Genomic DNA, 16386 nt, shown 5'->3' with positions numbered 1-16386 from the left:
TGTCGACACGAGAAACGGAGAGGTAATGCGCAAGTACCAGAAGGCTGCAGTCGTGGTGGCCATGCTCGGCAGCGTCGGCTTCCTCGGCGCGGGCGTCAGTCAGGCCGGAGATGACGACGCGGCTGTCAAGCTGGACAACAAGCAGAACCAGCAGTGCTCGGCGAACAAGAGCTACGCCGAGGGCTCCGAGACGCTCAGTGGGAACACCGCCCCGGTCAACGCGCTGGGCGCCCAGAAGAGTGACACCAGCGAGCACACGTCGGTGACCTGCACCCAGATCTTCACCATCGGTCACTGATCGCCGATCGGGTGATCTAGGCAGGCCCCGGGGCTCGAAGCAGGTTATCGAGCCCCGGGGCCTGCCGTTTGACTCGATGCCCACTTCGGGCGCCCAAGTCATATGCAGAAGTGTAGGATTGTGGCATTTTTTGTAAGCTTGGGCGCTTGAGCGTTTCATCCGCCAAAGGCCGCAAACGTCCCCTACAGTTGGCGACTGTCAGTTGCTAGCCCATTACGAGCTGTGTCAACTCAAGAAGCGGAGAAGCAATGCGCAAGTACCAGAAGGCGGCAGTCGCTGTGGCCATGCTCGGCAGCGTCAGCTTCCTGGGCGCCGGCGTCGTCCACGCTGCGGATGGGGACTCGCAGACCAAGGTCGACCCCAAGCAGAGCCAGACGTGTTCGGCGAACGAGTCGACCTGGCAGGGAGGCCTTATCAACGTCCACGACGTCAATGTCGTGGTCAACGTCCTCGGCCTCCAGGTCAACGACCTCAGCAAGCACAAGTCGGTGAACTGCACGCAGGCCGCCCCCGTCGGCAAGTGATCACTTGTGAGGTGATCTAGGCAGCACGGGGACCGACTGTAAAGGAAAAGGCAGATGCTCAATTCGAAGAAAATCGCCGCGGCAGTCGGCGTCATGGGGAGCTTCGCTCTGATCGGCGCCGGGGCCGCCCAGGCCTTCGCCGGTGACGGCTCCGACAAGTGCGCCGACGACGGCAAGGGCCACGTGCGCTGCGTACAGGTGAGCGAGTACCAGGTCACCACCGACAGGCACGGAAACGTCACGGTCGTGAACTACTCGACGCAGAACTGCCCGGCTGCGGGCGGTCAGGTCTCCTGTGTCAGCAGCGCTGCCATCCCTGGCGAGAAGTCCTGACGCCCACGAGTCCACACAGCGGAGAATGGCCGGAACCCGATATCAGGGCCCGGCCATTCTGCGTATGTCGCTCCGCCCGTGGTCGCTCACTGTGCTGGAATGCGGCAGCGATGTGCGGAAACAGGGCCGGCAGACGGTGATTCGACGGCGTTGCAGTACGGCAGACCGTCGATGGGCCGGTCGGTGCAGAACCGGCCGATCAGGTCCGCGGTCTCCTGCATGCGCTCGACGGTGACCAGGTGGTCGGCGTCCTTGATCGTCGTGAACCGCGCTGATGGCATCGCCGCGGCGACCTCACGACCCATCTGGGGCGTGCACAGGGTGTCGTACTCCCCGGTGAACACCAGAGACGGCACATGGGGGATGGGCAATGGCCGGAAGCAGCCGTGCGTCATCAGCCGCGTGTTGTGCTCGACCGCCTTCTTCAGCTCGTCCGGCGTCTGGTCCATGAACTGCCGATGGAGGAGGCGTGCCACGGCCGCGTGCCTGCGCACCTGACCGGCACCGGGGTTCGACATGAACAGCCGGACCAGTCCGCCGGCGGCCTGTGCGATCTCGCCGCGTTCGAGCGCGCGAGACAGACGCGGCACAGCTTCGGAATAGATCTCAGGAAGGCGTCTCGCCGCGCCGCAGAAGACGATGCGACTGATGAACTCCGGATGGAGCTGCGCGAATCGGAGACCCACGACCTCACCGAAGCAGCCGCCGAAGAGATTCACCCGCGGCATCCCGATCTCCACCAGCATGTGTTTGACCGCGGCGGCAAGGAAGTCGATGCCGTATTCCGCGGGCAGGAAGTTCGAGGAGCCGTAACCAGGAAGATCCACGGTGATCAACGTGCACAGCGGTGCCAGCCACCTCTCGTGTCCCTGCCACGAATATCTGTTCTGGGACGAGCCTCCGAGCAACACCAGCGGCGCCGTCTGCGGGGCTCTTTGGTGGACGATGCGGCACCCGTAAGCGAAACCCTCGAAAGCGAGACTCCGCTCCTCGACCTGGGCGGTGGTGACGGCACTGCGCATGAACGGCTCCCGGGTAGATGGAACGATGGCGAACCCTGCCATGATTGCGCGAAATGCCACCTTCTTGACGTAATCCGTCATTTGTGGGCGATTCCGGTGAAATTGAATGGATGTGCGCCTTGGTATTTCAGAAGTCGCCGCGTATGAGACGCTCCCGCATTATGTGACTATTCCGGTGGATCCCTAATCCGTTCGGATGATTGTTGTCCATGCTTGTTGTCCGTGGCTGCTGCGGTCGGAGTCACTGGATGCAGACGTCAGTGCGCTGCCCATCCACTGCACCGGAAAACCGCGGTGATTGAGGATTCGGTCAAGGGGCAGCCATGGGTGGACGATCGAGGAAGAGCCGGCGCATGCTGATCACCGCGGCGGCGGCGCTGTTCCCCGGCGCGGCATTCGCCGCGGGCTCAGTCGTCAATTACGTGGCCGGCGTCGTGCAGATCACGTTCATCACCGCGGGAACCGCATGCTCGAGCCTGGCCGCCTATGTCGCGCTGCGCTCGAAGGCGAAGCTCGCTGACGAGGAGATCACCGCCTTCAGCGAAAACCTCTGCTCCTTGGCCGCCACCCATGGGGATCCCGGCACCAGGTGCGCCTACTACGCCCTCGCCGAAGACGGCCGCAGCCTTCGGCGACGAGGACAGTACGGTGACGTGAGCCAGGCTCCCGATGAGTACACCACCGACGAGCCGGACGGTAGGGACCTGTTGTGGGCCCTCGGCCGCAAGACCACCGTCAGGATCGACGACACACTCTCGACCAGCGGCTACCCGATGATCAACCTGGGGGACGGCTACCGGTCGTCCATCATCGCCCCCGTGCACGCGGGGGACCGGCCCGTGGGGGTGCTCATACTGGACGCGCCCCACGTCGACGCCTTCGCGGAGACAGGCGAAAGCCTCATACGTCTGTTCTCGCTGCTCTTGGGGGCCGTGCACATGGCGGACCGCGGGCCGGCCGACGGACCGGCGATGGGCGCGCCGAGAAGGCCATGGGAACCCGGCCGGTGATCGCGGCGGGATACGAGGGAGCCACCGCACAAAGCGACACGGCGGACGACGGCAGCAGCGAGACGAACGGGAACTGAGCGCGGAAGGGGGACTACGGCTTGCCTCCGGCCGATGACTCGACGACCCGGCAGCCGCGCTCCCGGTCATTTCCCGGAGGGCGGCGCAGGGCCCAGACGGCGACCGGTGCACCCGCTCCGACCAGCGCCGCCGCCATGCACAGACCGGCCTGGTACCCCGTCCGCAGGGCTTCCTGGTACTCGGCTCCCCCGGACAGCGCCGAGCGTTGCACGAAGGTCACGACGGCGCCCACGAGCACGATGCCGAAGACACCTGACAGCTCACGGACAGCACTGAACAAGCCGGCGGCGAAGCCGGACAGATGGCCGGGGGAGGACTCCAGGGCTCGCGTCGTCATGGGCAGCGCGAGGGCCGAACCCGCGCCCACCGCGGCCAGTCCCGGCGTCAGGTCGAGAAGCTCGCCGTAGCGACTGCCCAGTGCGACCAGGAGCAGTCCGCAGGCCACCAGGATCAGCCCCGATGCGGCGATCCGGCCGTCTCCCCACCGCCTGGCCATGGCCGCCACGAACGGGGCGGTGAGGCACAGCGCCGCGACCACGGGCGTGAAGGTCAGCCCGGACTGTGTAGGGCTGAGCCGCAAACCGCTCTGCAGGAACTGGGAGGTGTAGAAGTAGACGCCACTCACCCCCAGCCCCCACAACAGCTGGGTGACCAGCCCACCCATGAAGGGCCGCCGGTGCAGCAACTCGCCCAGCGCGGCACTGTGGCGCGGTCCTCGCCGGCGGCACAGTGCGACCGCACCGCAGACGGCGGCGGCACCCGAGACGATCACCGTCGGCTCACCGAATCCGTATGCGGGTCCCTGAATCAGACAGTAGACCAGGGCGGCAAGGGAGAGGCACGTCAGCGCGAGCACGCGGTGGGGCACTGCGGCGACGCCGTAGGGCGACGGGCGTGGGTCGCGTCCGGCGCCGGGCAGGGCAAGGATGCCGACGAGGAAGCCGGCGATTCCCAGCGGAATGTTCAGCACGAAGAGCCACTCCCAGCCCCAGTGCTGTGTCACGACGCCGGAGACGACCGGTCCGAAGGCCAGCGCGGACGCCAGTGCCGCGGTCGTCGCACCGAATCCGGCTGTGCGCACACCGCGCGGCAGGTCGTGGGACAGCACCGCCAACGAGGCGGGCAGGATGAACGCCGCGCCGGCGCCCTGTACGGTGCGGAAGCCGACGAGCACCCCCGCGGTGCCCGACAGCGCGCAGCAGGCGGAGGCCGCGGTGAACGCCGTAAGCCCGGTCAGCAGGGACCAGCGCCGCCCCCTGGCATCGGTCAGCTGGCCGGCGAACAGCAGAAAGCTGGCAAGCGACAGCGGGTACGCGGTCGCCACCCACTTCAAGCTCGTGTCGTTCATACCGAGTTCCCTGCGCATCTGAGGCAGGGCGACATTCACCACACTGTTGTCGAGAGCCGTCAGGAACGTGGCGAGAATGACCGCCGTAACGACGCTCGCGGTGCGTAGCCGACTCATGGTTCCTGGCCGCAGTGATATGCCCGGCGCGGTACCCGGATTGCCTTCACGTGCGAAATATAGGTGTTGCGGAGCCATGAGGTGAGCGCGGCGCAGGCTTGTATCGGCGTGTCACCGGAGAAGGCGGACAGCTTCATGTTTCGCTGTTGTTCCACTGCTTGCGCTGACGGGCGCTGTGACCTGCTGAAAAACGAAGGTGCGGTGAGCCAGTGCCATTCTCGGTGACAGACACCATCAGCCACCACCTTGCCCGAGTCGCTGCTCTCACACCCGACGAAGTGGCCTTCACATTCGTCGACCACAGCACCGACACCCGGGGTGTGGCCTCCACACTCACCTGGAAGGAACTGGACGAGCGGGTACGGCGGGCCGCCTGGGCTCTGCGCTGCGCCGATGCGATGGGGGAGAGGGTCGCGGTCGTCGCTCCGCAAAGCCTCGAATACGTTGTGGGTTTCCTCGCCGCCGCTTGTGCCGGCGCAATCGCCGTTCCCCTGTTCTCGCCGTCCCTGCCGGGGCACGCGGAGAAGCTCGCGGCGGTGCTGCGGGACGCATCACCCAAAATCCTGTTGACCGTCGAGGAACAGCGCGAGCCGCTCACGGATTTCTGTGCGACGCACGGCATGTCCGCCGACTTCCAGGTCGTCACCGAGCGGGAGCTGGCACAGAACTCGGTGGGAGTGCGGGAGGACTTCGACGAACCGCTGCCGAATGACGTCGCCTATCTGCAATACACCTCGGGCTCCACCAGAATTCCCTCCGGAGTGGTGATCACACACGCCAATGTGTGCGCCAATGCCCGGCAGGCTCTCGAGGCCTACGACATCCGGCGAGGCCGTAACTGCACCGTCGGGTGGCTGCCGCTTTACCACGACATGGGGCTGGTACTGGCCATCGCCCTGCCGATCATCGGTCACCTGCCGTCGGTCTTCATGGATCCTTTGGCGTTCATCCAGCAACCCGTGCGCTGGCTGCGCCTGCTGACGCAGTACCACGGAGCGCTCACCGCCGCGCCCAACTTCGCCTACGACTACTGCGTACAGAGGGTGGACGCCGAGGAACGCGCCGAACTGTCGCTGGACTCCGTCGCTGCCATGGTGAACGGCAGCGAACCCATCGGGCCTCGCACTCTTGAGCGCTTTCAGACGGCCTTCGCGCCCGTCGGTATGCGGCGTACGACGATGCGGCCCTCCTACGGTCTGGCCGAGGCGACCGTCTTCGTGTGCGCCACACCGGCGGGAGAGGAGCCGACCGTCACCTCCTTCGACCGGCAAGCCATCGGGGAGGGAGTAGCACGCGTCTCGGAGAGCTCCGACGACCGGGCGGTGACCGAACTCGTCGCATGCGGCCGGCCGACGGGACAGGACATCGCGATCGCCGATCCGGCGACAGGCAGGCGTCGGGAAGAGGGAGCCGTCGGTGAGATCTGGCTGCGCGGCCCCAACATCGGACGTGGCTACTGGAACCACCACGAGCAGAGCGAGGCCACCTTCCGCGCGGTACTCGGCGGCGACGACCCGGCCGCCCCCTGGCTGCGCACCGGTGACCTGGGCGTGTGGCACGACAAGCAGCTCTACGTCACCGGCCGTCTGAAGGACCTGGTGATCATCGACGGGACCAACCACTACCCGCACGACATCGAGGAGACCGTCAAGGCGGCTCATCCGGCGATCCGCCCGCACCACATCGCCGCGTTCTCCCTGTCCACCACCGACGGCGAGCGACTGGCCGTCGTGGCCGAGCACGCCCGGGAGGTGACCGAGCCCGAGGTGCTGGCGGAGGAGGTGACCCGTGCGGTGCGCTCCGCGGTCGCCGCCAGGCACGGCGTCGCCCTGCATGCCTTCGTGCTGGCACCACGTGGCACCGTCCCGCGCACCACCAGCGGCAAGGTCGCCCGCAGCGCCTGCCGTGACCAGTACCTGGCGGGCGCGTGGGCTGCGGGGACAGGCGCCTGAAACCTACGACCGGCAGTTCGTGAAGGTGCAGGGAGAGGGACAGATGGAAGCAGGAACGCAGTCGGCCGCCCAGCCCGAGCCGGTACCCGTCTCGGCCGCAGAGCTGCGGGCGTTCCTGCGCCGACTCGTCTGCGAGACCTGCGGCATCTCCGAGGCGGACCTGGACGACGCCCGTCCCCTGGTGGAGTACGGCCTGACGTCCCGTGCGGCCGTGGGTATCGCCGGACGACTGGAGCGATTCCGGCGCACACCTCTGCCGGCCACGCTGCTGTGGGAGAACCCCACCATCGGATCCCTCGTGGAGCGTCTGGCCAGGAGCACGGGGCCCGTGCCGGAGGAGGACCAGGAGGAGCCGCGGCAGCCGTCGCCTGTTCCGGCCGCCGGGGGTGACGTCGCCCGACCGTCGTCCCCCGTCGCGATCATCGGGGTCGGCTGCCGTCTTCCCGGCAACGTCAATGGCCCCGAGTCCTTCTGGAAACACCTGACCGCGGGAAGCGACCTCGTCGGCACCGTCCCCGCCAGGCGCTGGCGTGACTTCGCCGCCGTGCCCGGCATCGCGGCCCTGCTGGAACGGACCACGCGTCACGGCGCCTTCCTCGACGACATCGAGGCGTTCGACGCCGACCACTTCGGTATCACGCCGCGTGAGGCGGAGATGATGGACCCGCAGCAGCGCCTGCTGCTGGAAGTCAGCTGCGAAGCCCTGGACCACGCCGGACTTCCCGCGCACAGCCTCCAGGGCAGCGAAACCGGGGTGTTCGTCGGTCTCAGCGCCCTCGAGTACGGACATCTGACCACGTCGGATCCCACGCGACTGACCCCGTGGACCAGCACGGGAGCCGCCGGAAGCATCGCCGCCAACAGGATTTCGTACCTGTTCGACCTGCACGGACCGAGTATCACCGTCGACACGGCCTGCTCCTCGTCCCTGGTGGCGGTGCACCAGGCATGCCGCAGCCTGCGCGCCGGTGAGTGCGACACCGCGCTCGCGGCAGGTGTCAACGTCCTTTTATCGCCCATGGTCACCGCTTCCTTCCAACAGGCCGGAGCGCTGGCGGCGGACGGCCGCTGCAAGCCGTTCGACGCGGCCGCCGACGGCATCACCCGGGGAGAGGGCTGCGGAGTCGTCGTGCTGAAACGGCTCTCCGACGCCCTGCGCGACGGCGACCGGGTGCTGGCCGTCATCAGGGGGACGGCGGTCAACAGCGACGGCCGTTCGGCGGGCCTGATGGCTCCCAGCCCCGCGGGCCAGCAACACCTGCTGCGCGGTGCGCTGCACGACGCCCGGGTCGATGCCGCCGACATCGACTACGTCGAAGCACACGGCACCGGCACCCTGCTGGGAGACCCCATCGAGGCCGGTGCGCTCGGTGCCGTGGTCGGCTGTGGCAGGCCGGCGCACCAGCCCCTGCTCATCGGCTCCGTGAAGAGCAACGTCGGCCATCTGGAAGGCGCCGCGGGGATCGTCGGCCTGATCAAGACGGTACTGGCGCTGCACCACCGCCGTATCCCGGGAAGCCTGCACTTCCACGAGCCCAACCCGCACATCGACTTCGACTCCCTCGGCCTGCACATCGTCACCGAGCCCACCGACTGGCCGGACCGGGGCACCCGTCCGGCCCGCGCCGGCGTGTCCGCCTTCGGTTTCGGAGGCACCAACGCGCACGTCGTCCTGGAACAGGCACCGGCGACCGGACCGCGGACCGAGGACCAGGACGGCAGGGCCGCACGCGCCCACGTCCTCGTCGTCTCGGCCCGGTCCCACGACCGGATCGGCGACGTGGCAGCAGGCCTGGCCCGGTTGCTGTCAGCCGACGACGCACCTCAGCTCGGGGACGTCGCCCACACACTGGCCCGCCACCGCAGAGGGTCCGTGTGCGCCGCCGTCGTCGCGCGCACCCGTCAGGAGGCGGCCGGACTGCTCGGAGCCCTGGCACGCCGAGAGGAAGCGCCGGGTTGCGTACCTCCCGGCACCGACGACCTCCCGGCGCGGTCGTCCGGCGCCCGCCGTCCCGTCTTCGTCTTCTCAGGCCACGGCTCTCAGTGGCCGGGCATGGGACTGGGCCTGCTGAGGGACGAGCCCGCATTCGACGCGGCGGTGCGCTCGCTGGACCCGGTGTTCCTCGCCCGGACGGGTCGGTCCCTGCGGGACCTGCTGCGGGACGAGCGGGAAGCGGGCGTCGAGCACATCCAGCCGCTGCTGTTCGGGATGCACATCGCCCTGGCACACACCTTCCTCGCCCACGGAGTGAGACCCGCTGCCGTCATCGGCCACTCGATGGGAGAGGTCGCCGCCGCGGTCGTCGCCGGCGCACTGGACGTCGCCGACGGTCTGCGTGTCGTCCTCGACCGGTCGGCTCGGCTCGCCGGCATCGACAGCGAAGGCGCCGGCGCCATGGCCGCGGTCGAACTGGCCGACGAGGAGCGCGCCGAGATTCTGCCGCGCTTTCCCGGCGTGGAGATCGCCGTGCACTCCTCCCCGCGCAGATGCACCGTCGCCGGACCGGCCCCGGCCGTCCGGAGCCTGGTTGACGAACTGGCCGGACAGGGCCGTATGGCACGGCTCCTCGACGTCGGCGGAGCGGGGCATTCGGCCGCCGTCGATCCGATCCTGCCCGGGCTGCGCGAGGCCCTGGGCACAGTTCGGGCCGGCACCGCGCAGGTCACCTGGTACAACACCGTCCTCGACGACCCGCGTGCCCCCGTCGACGCCGACGCCGCCTACTGGTGCGCCAACGTCCGCCGCCCCGTCCGGTTGCAGCAGGCGGTCGCAGCCGCCGCGGCAGACGGAAACGATCTCTTCCTGGAGGTGTCGCCCCACCCCGTCGCACTGATTCCCCTCACCGAAACCCTCCAGGCGACCGACACACCCGAAGCGGTGGTGGTCCCCACACTGCGCAAGCGGGCCGACGAGGCGGTCGACCTGCGCGGCGCACTCGTCCGGCTGCACTTCGCCGGAGCACGGGTGGACGAGGACCGGCTCTGGACCGCCGGGACGCGGATCCCGCTGCCCAGCCCACCCTGGCGTCACGAGCGCCACTGGTTCGCCCGCCGCGGCCCGGCGACCGGAGACGCGGGCCACTCCCCGCTGGGCCGTCGAACCGACGACCCGCGCACGGGTGCCGTCCTGTGGCAGACCGACCTGGGTGCCCACGCCACCCATACCGCCGTACGCACGCTGCACGGCCGGCCGGTCCTCACCCTGCCCGCGGCCGCCGCACTGATGATCGCGGCGGCCCAGGAGATCCACGGGCGGGACGGCCTCGAAGAACTGTGCCTGGAGGACCTGGTCATCCACCGATGGCTGTCCCTGGCCAGCAGGACACCGGTGACCGTCGTCTGGGAACCCTCCGGCGCCCACGCGGCCGTCACGGTCAACGCCCGCACCACCAGCGGCTCCTGGACCTGCCACGCGTCGGCGCGGATCCCCACCCGTCCCGCACCGGACGACGGCATCCCGTCTGTGCCACCGGCGGTCGTCAGCCACTGGGGCCGAGCCGACGCCGAGGAACGCACCGGGGAACCGTGGGAGGAACTCCTCGCCGCGATGCTGTACGCACCGGCCGAAGCGGGCGTATCCGACGGGCACGGCAGCGACGAGCACGGTGACGAGCACGGCTCCCGTGAACCCGGCGACAGCGTCCGCGACGGCGCTGCCACCGGAGCGGAGGTGGCCCCTGCGGTCCTGCGATGCCTGCGCATCCACAACCCCTTCGACCTGAGCGCGGCATACACCATCGAGGCTTCTCCGTCGCCGGACGGGACCGCGGATTCCGGCTGGGACATCGTCGCGAGCGGGGCCGACGCGCGCATCACCGCCAAAGGGCTGCGGCTGCGCCCCGCCGAGCACGGCGAGGTGCCCCGCCCCCTGGAAACGCTCGCCTACGACATCCAGTGGCAGAAGTCGCCCGTCCCGCTCCCGGCACCGCTCGACAGCGCCCTGCTCCTCGTCGACGATCCCACGACCGGCGGTGACAGCGTCCTGTCCGCCGCCCTCGCGAAGGCACTGGAGGAGAAGGGCGTCCGCACGACGACCCGCGCGCTCGCCGCACCCTGCGACCGGTTGCTCGACGACTGGCCGGAGGGAACCATGCCGACAGCTCCCCGAGCGGTCGTGCTGCTGCTCACCGGGACGCCCGAGTCCCAGAGCGACGCCCTGTGCAGCGCCACGCGCGTCGCGCGGCAGCTCGCCTCCGCCCCCCATGCGCGGCATCAGCCCCGCCTCTGGCTCGTCACCGTGCGGGCCCGCGCCGCCGTACCGGGTGAGCTCGGCAAGCCGCCGCTGTCCTGCCTGCGCGGCCTCGTGCGCGTGCTCGCCGTCGAGCAACCCGCCCTGAGCGCCTGCCTGGTCGACATCGACGACCAGTTCGACAACGTCGAGGACCTCGTTCACGAGCTCCTCGGCAACAGTCCCGAAGACGAGGTCGTGTGGAGAGCGGGCACCCGCCGAGTCGCCCGGCTCTCTCCCGCCGACTGGACGGAACAGCAGTACGCGGCACCGTTCGTACGCCGCAACGGCTCGTACGTCATCACCGGCGGCCTCACCGGCCTCGGCCTCGCAACGGCCCGTCGCCTGGCCGAACAGGGAGCCGGCCGGCTCGTGCTCAACGGACGGCGGCCGGCTACGCCGGAAGCGGAAGAGGTGATCACCGGCCTGCGCGAGCTGGGGACGTCCATCGCCGTGGTACAGGGGGACATCGCCGACCCCGAAGTGGCGCCGCGCCTGGTCCGGGCCGCACTGGAGGAGGGACACGCACTGCGTGGGGTCGCCCACTGCGCCGGCGTCCTGCACGACCGGATGATCACCGACCTGGACGCCGACGACATCCGCCTGGTCCTACGGCCCAAGGTCACGGGTGCGCTCCACCTGGAGGCGGCCATCGACACCCACGACATCGACTGGTGGGTGTTCTACAGTTCCGCGGCCGCCCTGCTCGGCTCACCGGGTCAGTCCGGCTACGCGGCCGCCAACGCCTGGCTGGACGCGATCGCACATCGCCGCAGAGCGGAAGGCAAGCCCGCCACGTCCATCGCCTGGGGCCCCTGGAGGGACACCGGCGCCGCTCCCGCCAATCCGGCTCTGGAATCCCTCAGCACGGCGGAAGGACTGGACGCCCTGCAGACCCTCGTCGTCCACAACAGCACGCACACAGGCGTCGTGCATCTCGACAGCCGGCGCATCCTGGGGGCCTTCCCAGGGCTGGCCGACATCCCCTTCTTCACCGACAGCCTCCGCGCCGAGGACACGTCCTGGGACGACTGGCCCGGACCCGGCGCCGTCGAGAGCCTCGGTGAGAATGCCGCGGGCATGGTCTACCAGCGGCTGGTGAAACGTACGGCTGCGATCATGGGCTTCCGAGTGCCGGACTTCGACGACGCGGTGCCGCTGCCCGCGCTCGGGCTGGACTCCCTGATGGCTGTGCGTATCCGCAACGCCGTGCTGCATGACTTCGCCGTCGAGTTGCCCGCGGACCTCATGCTGCGCGGGGCGACACTACGTGAGGTCGGCGAGACCGTCCGGGCAGAGCTCGGGCTCGGACGCGACACTCACGACGCGCCGGCGCGGGCCACCGCCTCGGCACCGACTGCCGCGGAACCCCACACGAGCAGTCCCGCCCCTGCCTTCACGGTCATGCCCGCCCCGACGCTGCCGTCCTCCATCCAACCGCGGGACGCCGCCGAGCGTCTGGTGGCCGGCGCCTGGGGTGAAGTCCTGCGGGACCCCCCTTCGGACGTCCGCTGCCACCTCCTCGAGGCCGGCGCGGACCTGCGCACCGCGGAAGGACTCATCGAGGCGATCCGCCGCCGCCTGGGCGAGGACGTCGAGCTCACGCTGACCACCGAGGCCGTGCTGAAGCACGGGACGGTGGCCGCCATCGCGGAACTCATCAGGCCGGCCGTGAACCCGGCCGGCGACGGAGTCGTGAGCACGCTGCGACCGCCCCGGCCGGGTTCTTCCAGGCTTCCCCTGTTCACCTTCCACCCCGCCGGCGGTCCCACGTCCGTCTACCGGCCCTTGTCCCAGCTCCTGCCCCGGGACCAGGCGGTGTACGGGATGGAACGGCTGGACGCCGTGGACACGATGGAGGAGAAGGCCGCGCGCTATCTGTCCTTCATCAGGCGGATCCAGCCGCAGGGGCCCTACCAACTCCTCGGGTGGTCCTTCGGCGGCTGCCTCGCCTACGAGACGGCGCAGCAGCTGAGGGAGGCGGGCGAAAGCATCACCTTCCTCGGGCTGATCGACACCATCCTGCCCGCCGCCCTGCCGGAGATGAACTCGCCGGAGCTGTTGCTCGAACGCTTCCGCCGCTTCGCCGCGTACATCGAGAAGACCTACGGACAGCGCCTTGAGCTGCCCTACGACGAACTCGCGGCCACGCCCGACGACCAGCAGATCAACGTCGTCATGCGCGCGGTGGCGGCGGCGGGGCTCGACATGAGCCCGGGCGTCATGGAACACCAGCGCACCTCCTACATCGACGCCCGCGTCGGTGAGCGATACGTGCCCCGTCCGTACAGCGGCCCTGTGGTGCTCTACCGCGCGCAGCGGGCGCAGCGCCTGACGACGGCCCTCGACCCGCGTTACCTCAGAACGGAGGCCGACCTGGGCTGGGCGCCCCTGTGCCCCTGTCTCGAAGTCGTGCCCGTCGAGGGCGACCACCTGTCCCTGATCGACCCGCCGCACGTGACGGCGATCGCGGACCACGTCACTCAGTCGCTGGCGGTGTCCGGGTGAGCCGTCGATCGTGGCCGCCGTGCTCAACAGGCGTCCGTGGCCGTACCCGAGCCGCCTTTCCCACCGGCCGCTCACGGCGCGGCCAGGCCTTTCTGCTCAGCGGCATGTTGCTGATGTCGTTGCTGGGTACGTCCGCCGGGCAAACCGCGGTCGCTCGATCCGGCAACGTGCCCCCCCACGCCGACGACGGCGCCTACATCAGCCATGCGCGGTACCTCGACGAGCGCACACTCGACCTCACGGTGGAATCACCGGCCATGAGAGACGGTATTCCGGTGCGTGTCATCCTCCCCAGGCACTGGCGGAAGGAGTCGACGCGAACCTTCCCGGTTCTCTACCTGCTTCAGGGCGCCAGCGACGACTACACGTCGTGGACCCGTGAAACCGACGTGGAGGAGCTCTCCGGTCCCGCGGACGTCCTCGTCGTCATGCCGGAAGGGGGACGCGCCGGCTTCTACACCGACTGGTGGGACCACGGCACGGGGTCAGGTCCCCGCTGGGAGACGTTCCACACCGAAGAGCTGCCGCAGTTGATGGAACGCGCCTTCCGGGCGAACGATTCACGGGCCGTCATCGGGCTGTCCGAGGGCGGGCTGGGGGCTCTGGACTACGCCGCACGTCACCCCGGCGGTTACCGGTTCGCCGGCTCACTCAGCGGCATCGTCGACACCTCCGACCCGGTCATGCGATTCGGGATCGGCGCCACATGCCTGCGGGAGAACGTCGATCCTGAACGCCTGTGGGGGCGCCCGGACGAACAGCGACGGATCTGGGATGCCCACAACCCCTCCCGTATGGTGAGCCGGTTCAAGAAGGTGTGGGTCTACCTCTACGCCGGAACGGGCGTACCGGGGGGACTGGAGAGCGCGTTCGACCCGGCCGCCTCCCTGCTGGAGCAACCTCTGGGTCCCTCGACCGCGGCGTTCGCCCGCGCACTGCGCCTCTCCGACGTCAAGGTGACCACCGACCTGTTCCGGCCCGGCACCCATTCCTGGCCGTACTGGCAACGCGAGTTGCACCGCATGTGGCCCCTGGTGCTCTCGGCACTCGAGGCTGAAGGCAAGACCTGATCGGAGTAGTACGGGCTGCACGCGACGGCGTCCGCCGGCGCTCGTCCGGAACTCCTTGAGATGCCGTTGCCTGTCCGCTGTGCTGGCATGGCACCTGAGAATGCCTGTTCACAGGCACTCGTGCATCGCGACCCACGGTTGAAAGGAGCCACCGTGACAGGCCAGGCTCAGCCGTCCCGCCCACTCGAGGAGGCGCGTGGCGCGCACGTCGCCGTAGTCACCATTCCTCAGCCCGGCCATGTCCTGCCCACTCTGGCGGTGGTCAGCGAACTCGTGCTGCGCGGGCACCGCGTGACATTCGTGGCGAGCGAGGAGTTCGCCGTGCCGGTCCTTGAAGCCGGTGCCGACGTCTTTCTTCCCCTGGTGTCCCGCCCGCCCGTGGGCGCCATCCCGGACGGCGACCTGGAAGCCGGGATTGTCCTGCTCGCCCGCCAGGCATGCGAGCTGGTACCGCGGCTGCTCGACGTCTTCACCCGGGACAGACCGGACGTCATCCTCCATGATCTGCTGGCCTGGGCCGGGCAGGTGGTGGCGGACCGCATCGGGGTTCCGGCCGTGCAGCTCAACTGCAGCCATGCTCCGTACGCCGGCTGGGAGAGCGAGATGTGCGGCGTCTCCTCGCTCCGCCAGACCGAGTTCTACGAAGTCATCCGCTCACTGTTGAGCGGCAACGGTGTCCGCGGTGGCGTCGAGTCCTTCCTCACCGAGCCGTCGTCCAGCGTGGTGTTCACGGTCGAGTCCTTCCAGCGGCGACTCGAGACGGTCGGCGAGGTGCACACGTTCGTCGGACCGGCACTGGGGCCGCGAAACTTCCAGGGGGACTGGCACCCGCCATCCGACGGCCGGCCTCTCCTGGCCATTGCCATGGGATCGTCCCCCGGCGTCTCCGGTTCGTTTGTCGAGACCTGCCTGGAGGCGTTCGAGCCGGTCTCCTGGGACGTCGTCATGGCCGTCGGGGACCAGCCCGGTCCGCGGACCGTGTCCGCCGTGCCGAAGAACATCCACATCATGCACAGCATCCCTCAACTGAGGGTCCTCTCCCAGGCGGGCGCCTTCGTCAGCCACGGCGGGATGGGCAGCATCATGGAGGCCGTGTACCACGGGGTTCCGCTGGTGGTCATCCCGCGTATGGCCGAGCAGATGGTCAACGCGCGCCAGGTCGAGCGACTGGGCCTGGGCCGACGCCTGCCACCGCGGGACCTGACACCAAAGACGCTTCGTGAAGCGTTCCTGGACGTCGTCGGCGACGGCCGGATCGCGGCACAGGTGAGGAACATGCAGCTGGAGGCCCGGGCGGCCGGGGGCGCGCGGGCGGCCGCGGACGTGGTGGAGCGCGCGGTCAGGAGCGTCCGGCCGTCGTTGCCGCATGCCGGTGCGCCGTGCGGTGCGGTGAGCGGAGAGCCTCACGGCGCCGTACCGCCAAGTGAGCCTCTGCCTCGTGCACATTGACGACCAAGGAGCCGATCAGGTCGAGCAACGCTGAGATCTCCCCCTTCCCGTCTCTGCGCCGGCGTTCGTACCGTCCGCTGGATGCGGCGTCCAGGTGGCGGTACAGAGCCCAGCGGGCCTCGAGCTGCTGCTCGAGTTCGTCCGCCGACAGCGTTCGCAGAACGGCGAGGTCCAGAGGTGCCAAAGCGCACGCGACGTCGGCGACGGTGAGACGGCGCGCCGTCTGGCTCACGCGGCACCCTTCGTCGAAGTTCTCATCCGCTGTCACCTGTGTTGGTCTCATTGGCGTGATCCGAATCTCGATGGGGTGTGGTCCTGTCGCTCCCGGTGTGAGCACCGGATGAAGGCCGGTGCCGGGCAACCGACCAGTCGGTGCCACGGATGTGGCACCGACTGGCTATCCAACCCCTTCCGGGGACGCCCATCGCGGCTTCGGCGCGGCCAGTACT

The 16386-nt window shown here is 69.1% G+C and carries 10 protein-coding genes; 8 read left to right on the top strand and 2 right to left on the bottom strand.

Features of this window, described 5'->3' with window-relative positions; translation table 11 throughout:
* Positions 1 to 25: 25 nt before the first annotated feature.
* The 3 genes from ACWGJM_RS16750 (at position 26) to ACWGJM_RS16740 (ending at position 1155) form a co-directional block, all read left to right on the top strand.
* A complete protein-coding gene (locus ACWGJM_RS16750; RefSeq protein ID WP_453412414.1) occupies positions 26 to 298 on the top strand; it encodes a hypothetical protein in 273 nt (90 codons plus the stop codon).
* A 248-nt stretch (positions 299 to 546) separates the two neighbouring features.
* On the top strand, positions 547 to 822 hold the full coding sequence (locus ACWGJM_RS16745) for a hypothetical protein (protein WP_453412413.1): 276 nt from the start codon (positions 547 to 549) through the stop codon (positions 820 to 822).
* 54 nt (positions 823 to 876) lie between these two features.
* Complete coding sequence (locus ACWGJM_RS16740) at positions 877 to 1155, top strand: hypothetical protein (RefSeq protein ID WP_453412412.1); 279 nt, start codon at positions 877 to 879, stop codon at positions 1153 to 1155.
* Positions 1156 to 1241: 86 nt separating this feature from the next.
* Here the strand turns inward: ACWGJM_RS16740 and ACWGJM_RS16735 are convergent, their stop codons facing one another.
* A complete protein-coding gene (locus ACWGJM_RS16735) occupies positions 1242 to 2258 on the bottom strand; it encodes an alpha/beta fold hydrolase (RefSeq protein ID WP_453412411.1) in 1017 nt (338 codons plus the stop codon).
* Positions 2259 to 2530: 272 nt separating this feature from the next.
* Here ACWGJM_RS16735 and ACWGJM_RS16730 point away from each other — a divergent pair, with 272 nt between their 5' ends.
* Positions 2531 to 3187, top strand: coding sequence for a GAF domain-containing protein (locus tag ACWGJM_RS16730; RefSeq protein WP_453412410.1), 657 nt, complete (start codon positions 2531 to 2533; stop codon positions 3185 to 3187).
* A gap of 91 nt (positions 3188 to 3278) precedes the next feature.
* Here ACWGJM_RS16730 and ACWGJM_RS16725 read toward each other — a convergent pair whose 3' ends face one another.
* Positions 3279 to 4730: an MFS transporter gene (locus ACWGJM_RS16725; protein ID WP_453412409.1), complete on the bottom strand. Its 1452-nt coding sequence runs from the start codon at positions 4728 to 4730 to the stop codon at positions 3279 to 3281.
* Positions 4731 to 4939: 209 nt separating this feature from the next.
* Here ACWGJM_RS16725 and ACWGJM_RS16720 point away from each other — a divergent pair, with 209 nt between their 5' ends.
* The 4 genes from ACWGJM_RS16720 to ACWGJM_RS16705 all read left to right on the top strand — a co-directional run bounded on the left by ACWGJM_RS16720 (position 4940) and on the right by ACWGJM_RS16705 (position 15937).
* A complete protein-coding gene (locus ACWGJM_RS16720; RefSeq protein WP_453412408.1) occupies positions 4940 to 6682 on the top strand; it encodes a fatty acyl-AMP ligase in 1743 nt (580 codons plus the stop codon).
* Between the two features lie 43 nt (positions 6683 to 6725).
* Positions 6726 to 13418 (top strand): SDR family NAD(P)-dependent oxidoreductase, encoded by a 6693-nt coding sequence (locus ACWGJM_RS16715; RefSeq protein ID WP_453412407.1) that lies wholly within the window; start codon positions 6726 to 6728, stop codon positions 13416 to 13418.
* Positions 13419 to 13585: 167 nt separating this feature from the next.
* Entirely contained in the window at positions 13586 to 14488 is a 903-nt protein-coding gene (locus tag ACWGJM_RS16710; protein WP_453412406.1) for an alpha/beta hydrolase, read from the top strand.
* A gap of 153 nt (positions 14489 to 14641) precedes the next feature.
* Positions 14642 to 15937, top strand: coding sequence for a macrolide family glycosyltransferase (locus ACWGJM_RS16705; protein WP_453412405.1), 1296 nt, complete (start codon positions 14642 to 14644; stop codon positions 15935 to 15937).
* Positions 15938 to 16386: the final 449 nt, after the last annotated feature.

The organism is Streptomyces sp. NPDC054834 (assembly GCF_053611185.1).
The sequence above is the reverse complement of the archived record's forward strand: the minus strand, read 5'-3'. Positions and strand labels throughout refer to the sequence as shown.

Bases quoted from the DNA above. Each gene is read 5' to 3' on its own strand.
- ACWGJM_RS16750 (WP_453412414.1), top strand. From the start codon at position 26: ATGCGCAAGTACCAGAAGGCTGCAGTCGTGGTGGCCATGCTCGGCAGC.
- ACWGJM_RS16745 (WP_453412413.1), top strand. From the start codon at position 547: ATGCGCAAGTACCAGAAGGCGGCAGTCGCTGTGGCCATGCTCGGCAGC.
- ACWGJM_RS16740 (WP_453412412.1), top strand. From the start codon at position 877: ATGCTCAATTCGAAGAAAATCGCCGCGGCAGTCGGCGTCATGGGGAGC.
- ACWGJM_RS16735 (WP_453412411.1), bottom strand. From the start codon at position 2,258: ATGACGGATTACGTCAAGAAGGTGGCATTTCGCGCAATCATGGCAGGG.
- ACWGJM_RS16730 (WP_453412410.1), top strand. From the start codon at position 2,531: ATGCTGATCACCGCGGCGGCGGCGCTGTTCCCCGGCGCGGCATTCGCC.
- ACWGJM_RS16725 (WP_453412409.1), bottom strand. From the start codon at position 4,730: ATGAGTCGGCTACGCACCGCGAGCGTCGTTACGGCGGTCATTCTCGCC.
- ACWGJM_RS16715 (WP_453412407.1), top strand. From the start codon at position 6,726: ATGGAAGCAGGAACGCAGTCGGCCGCCCAGCCCGAGCCGGTACCCGTC.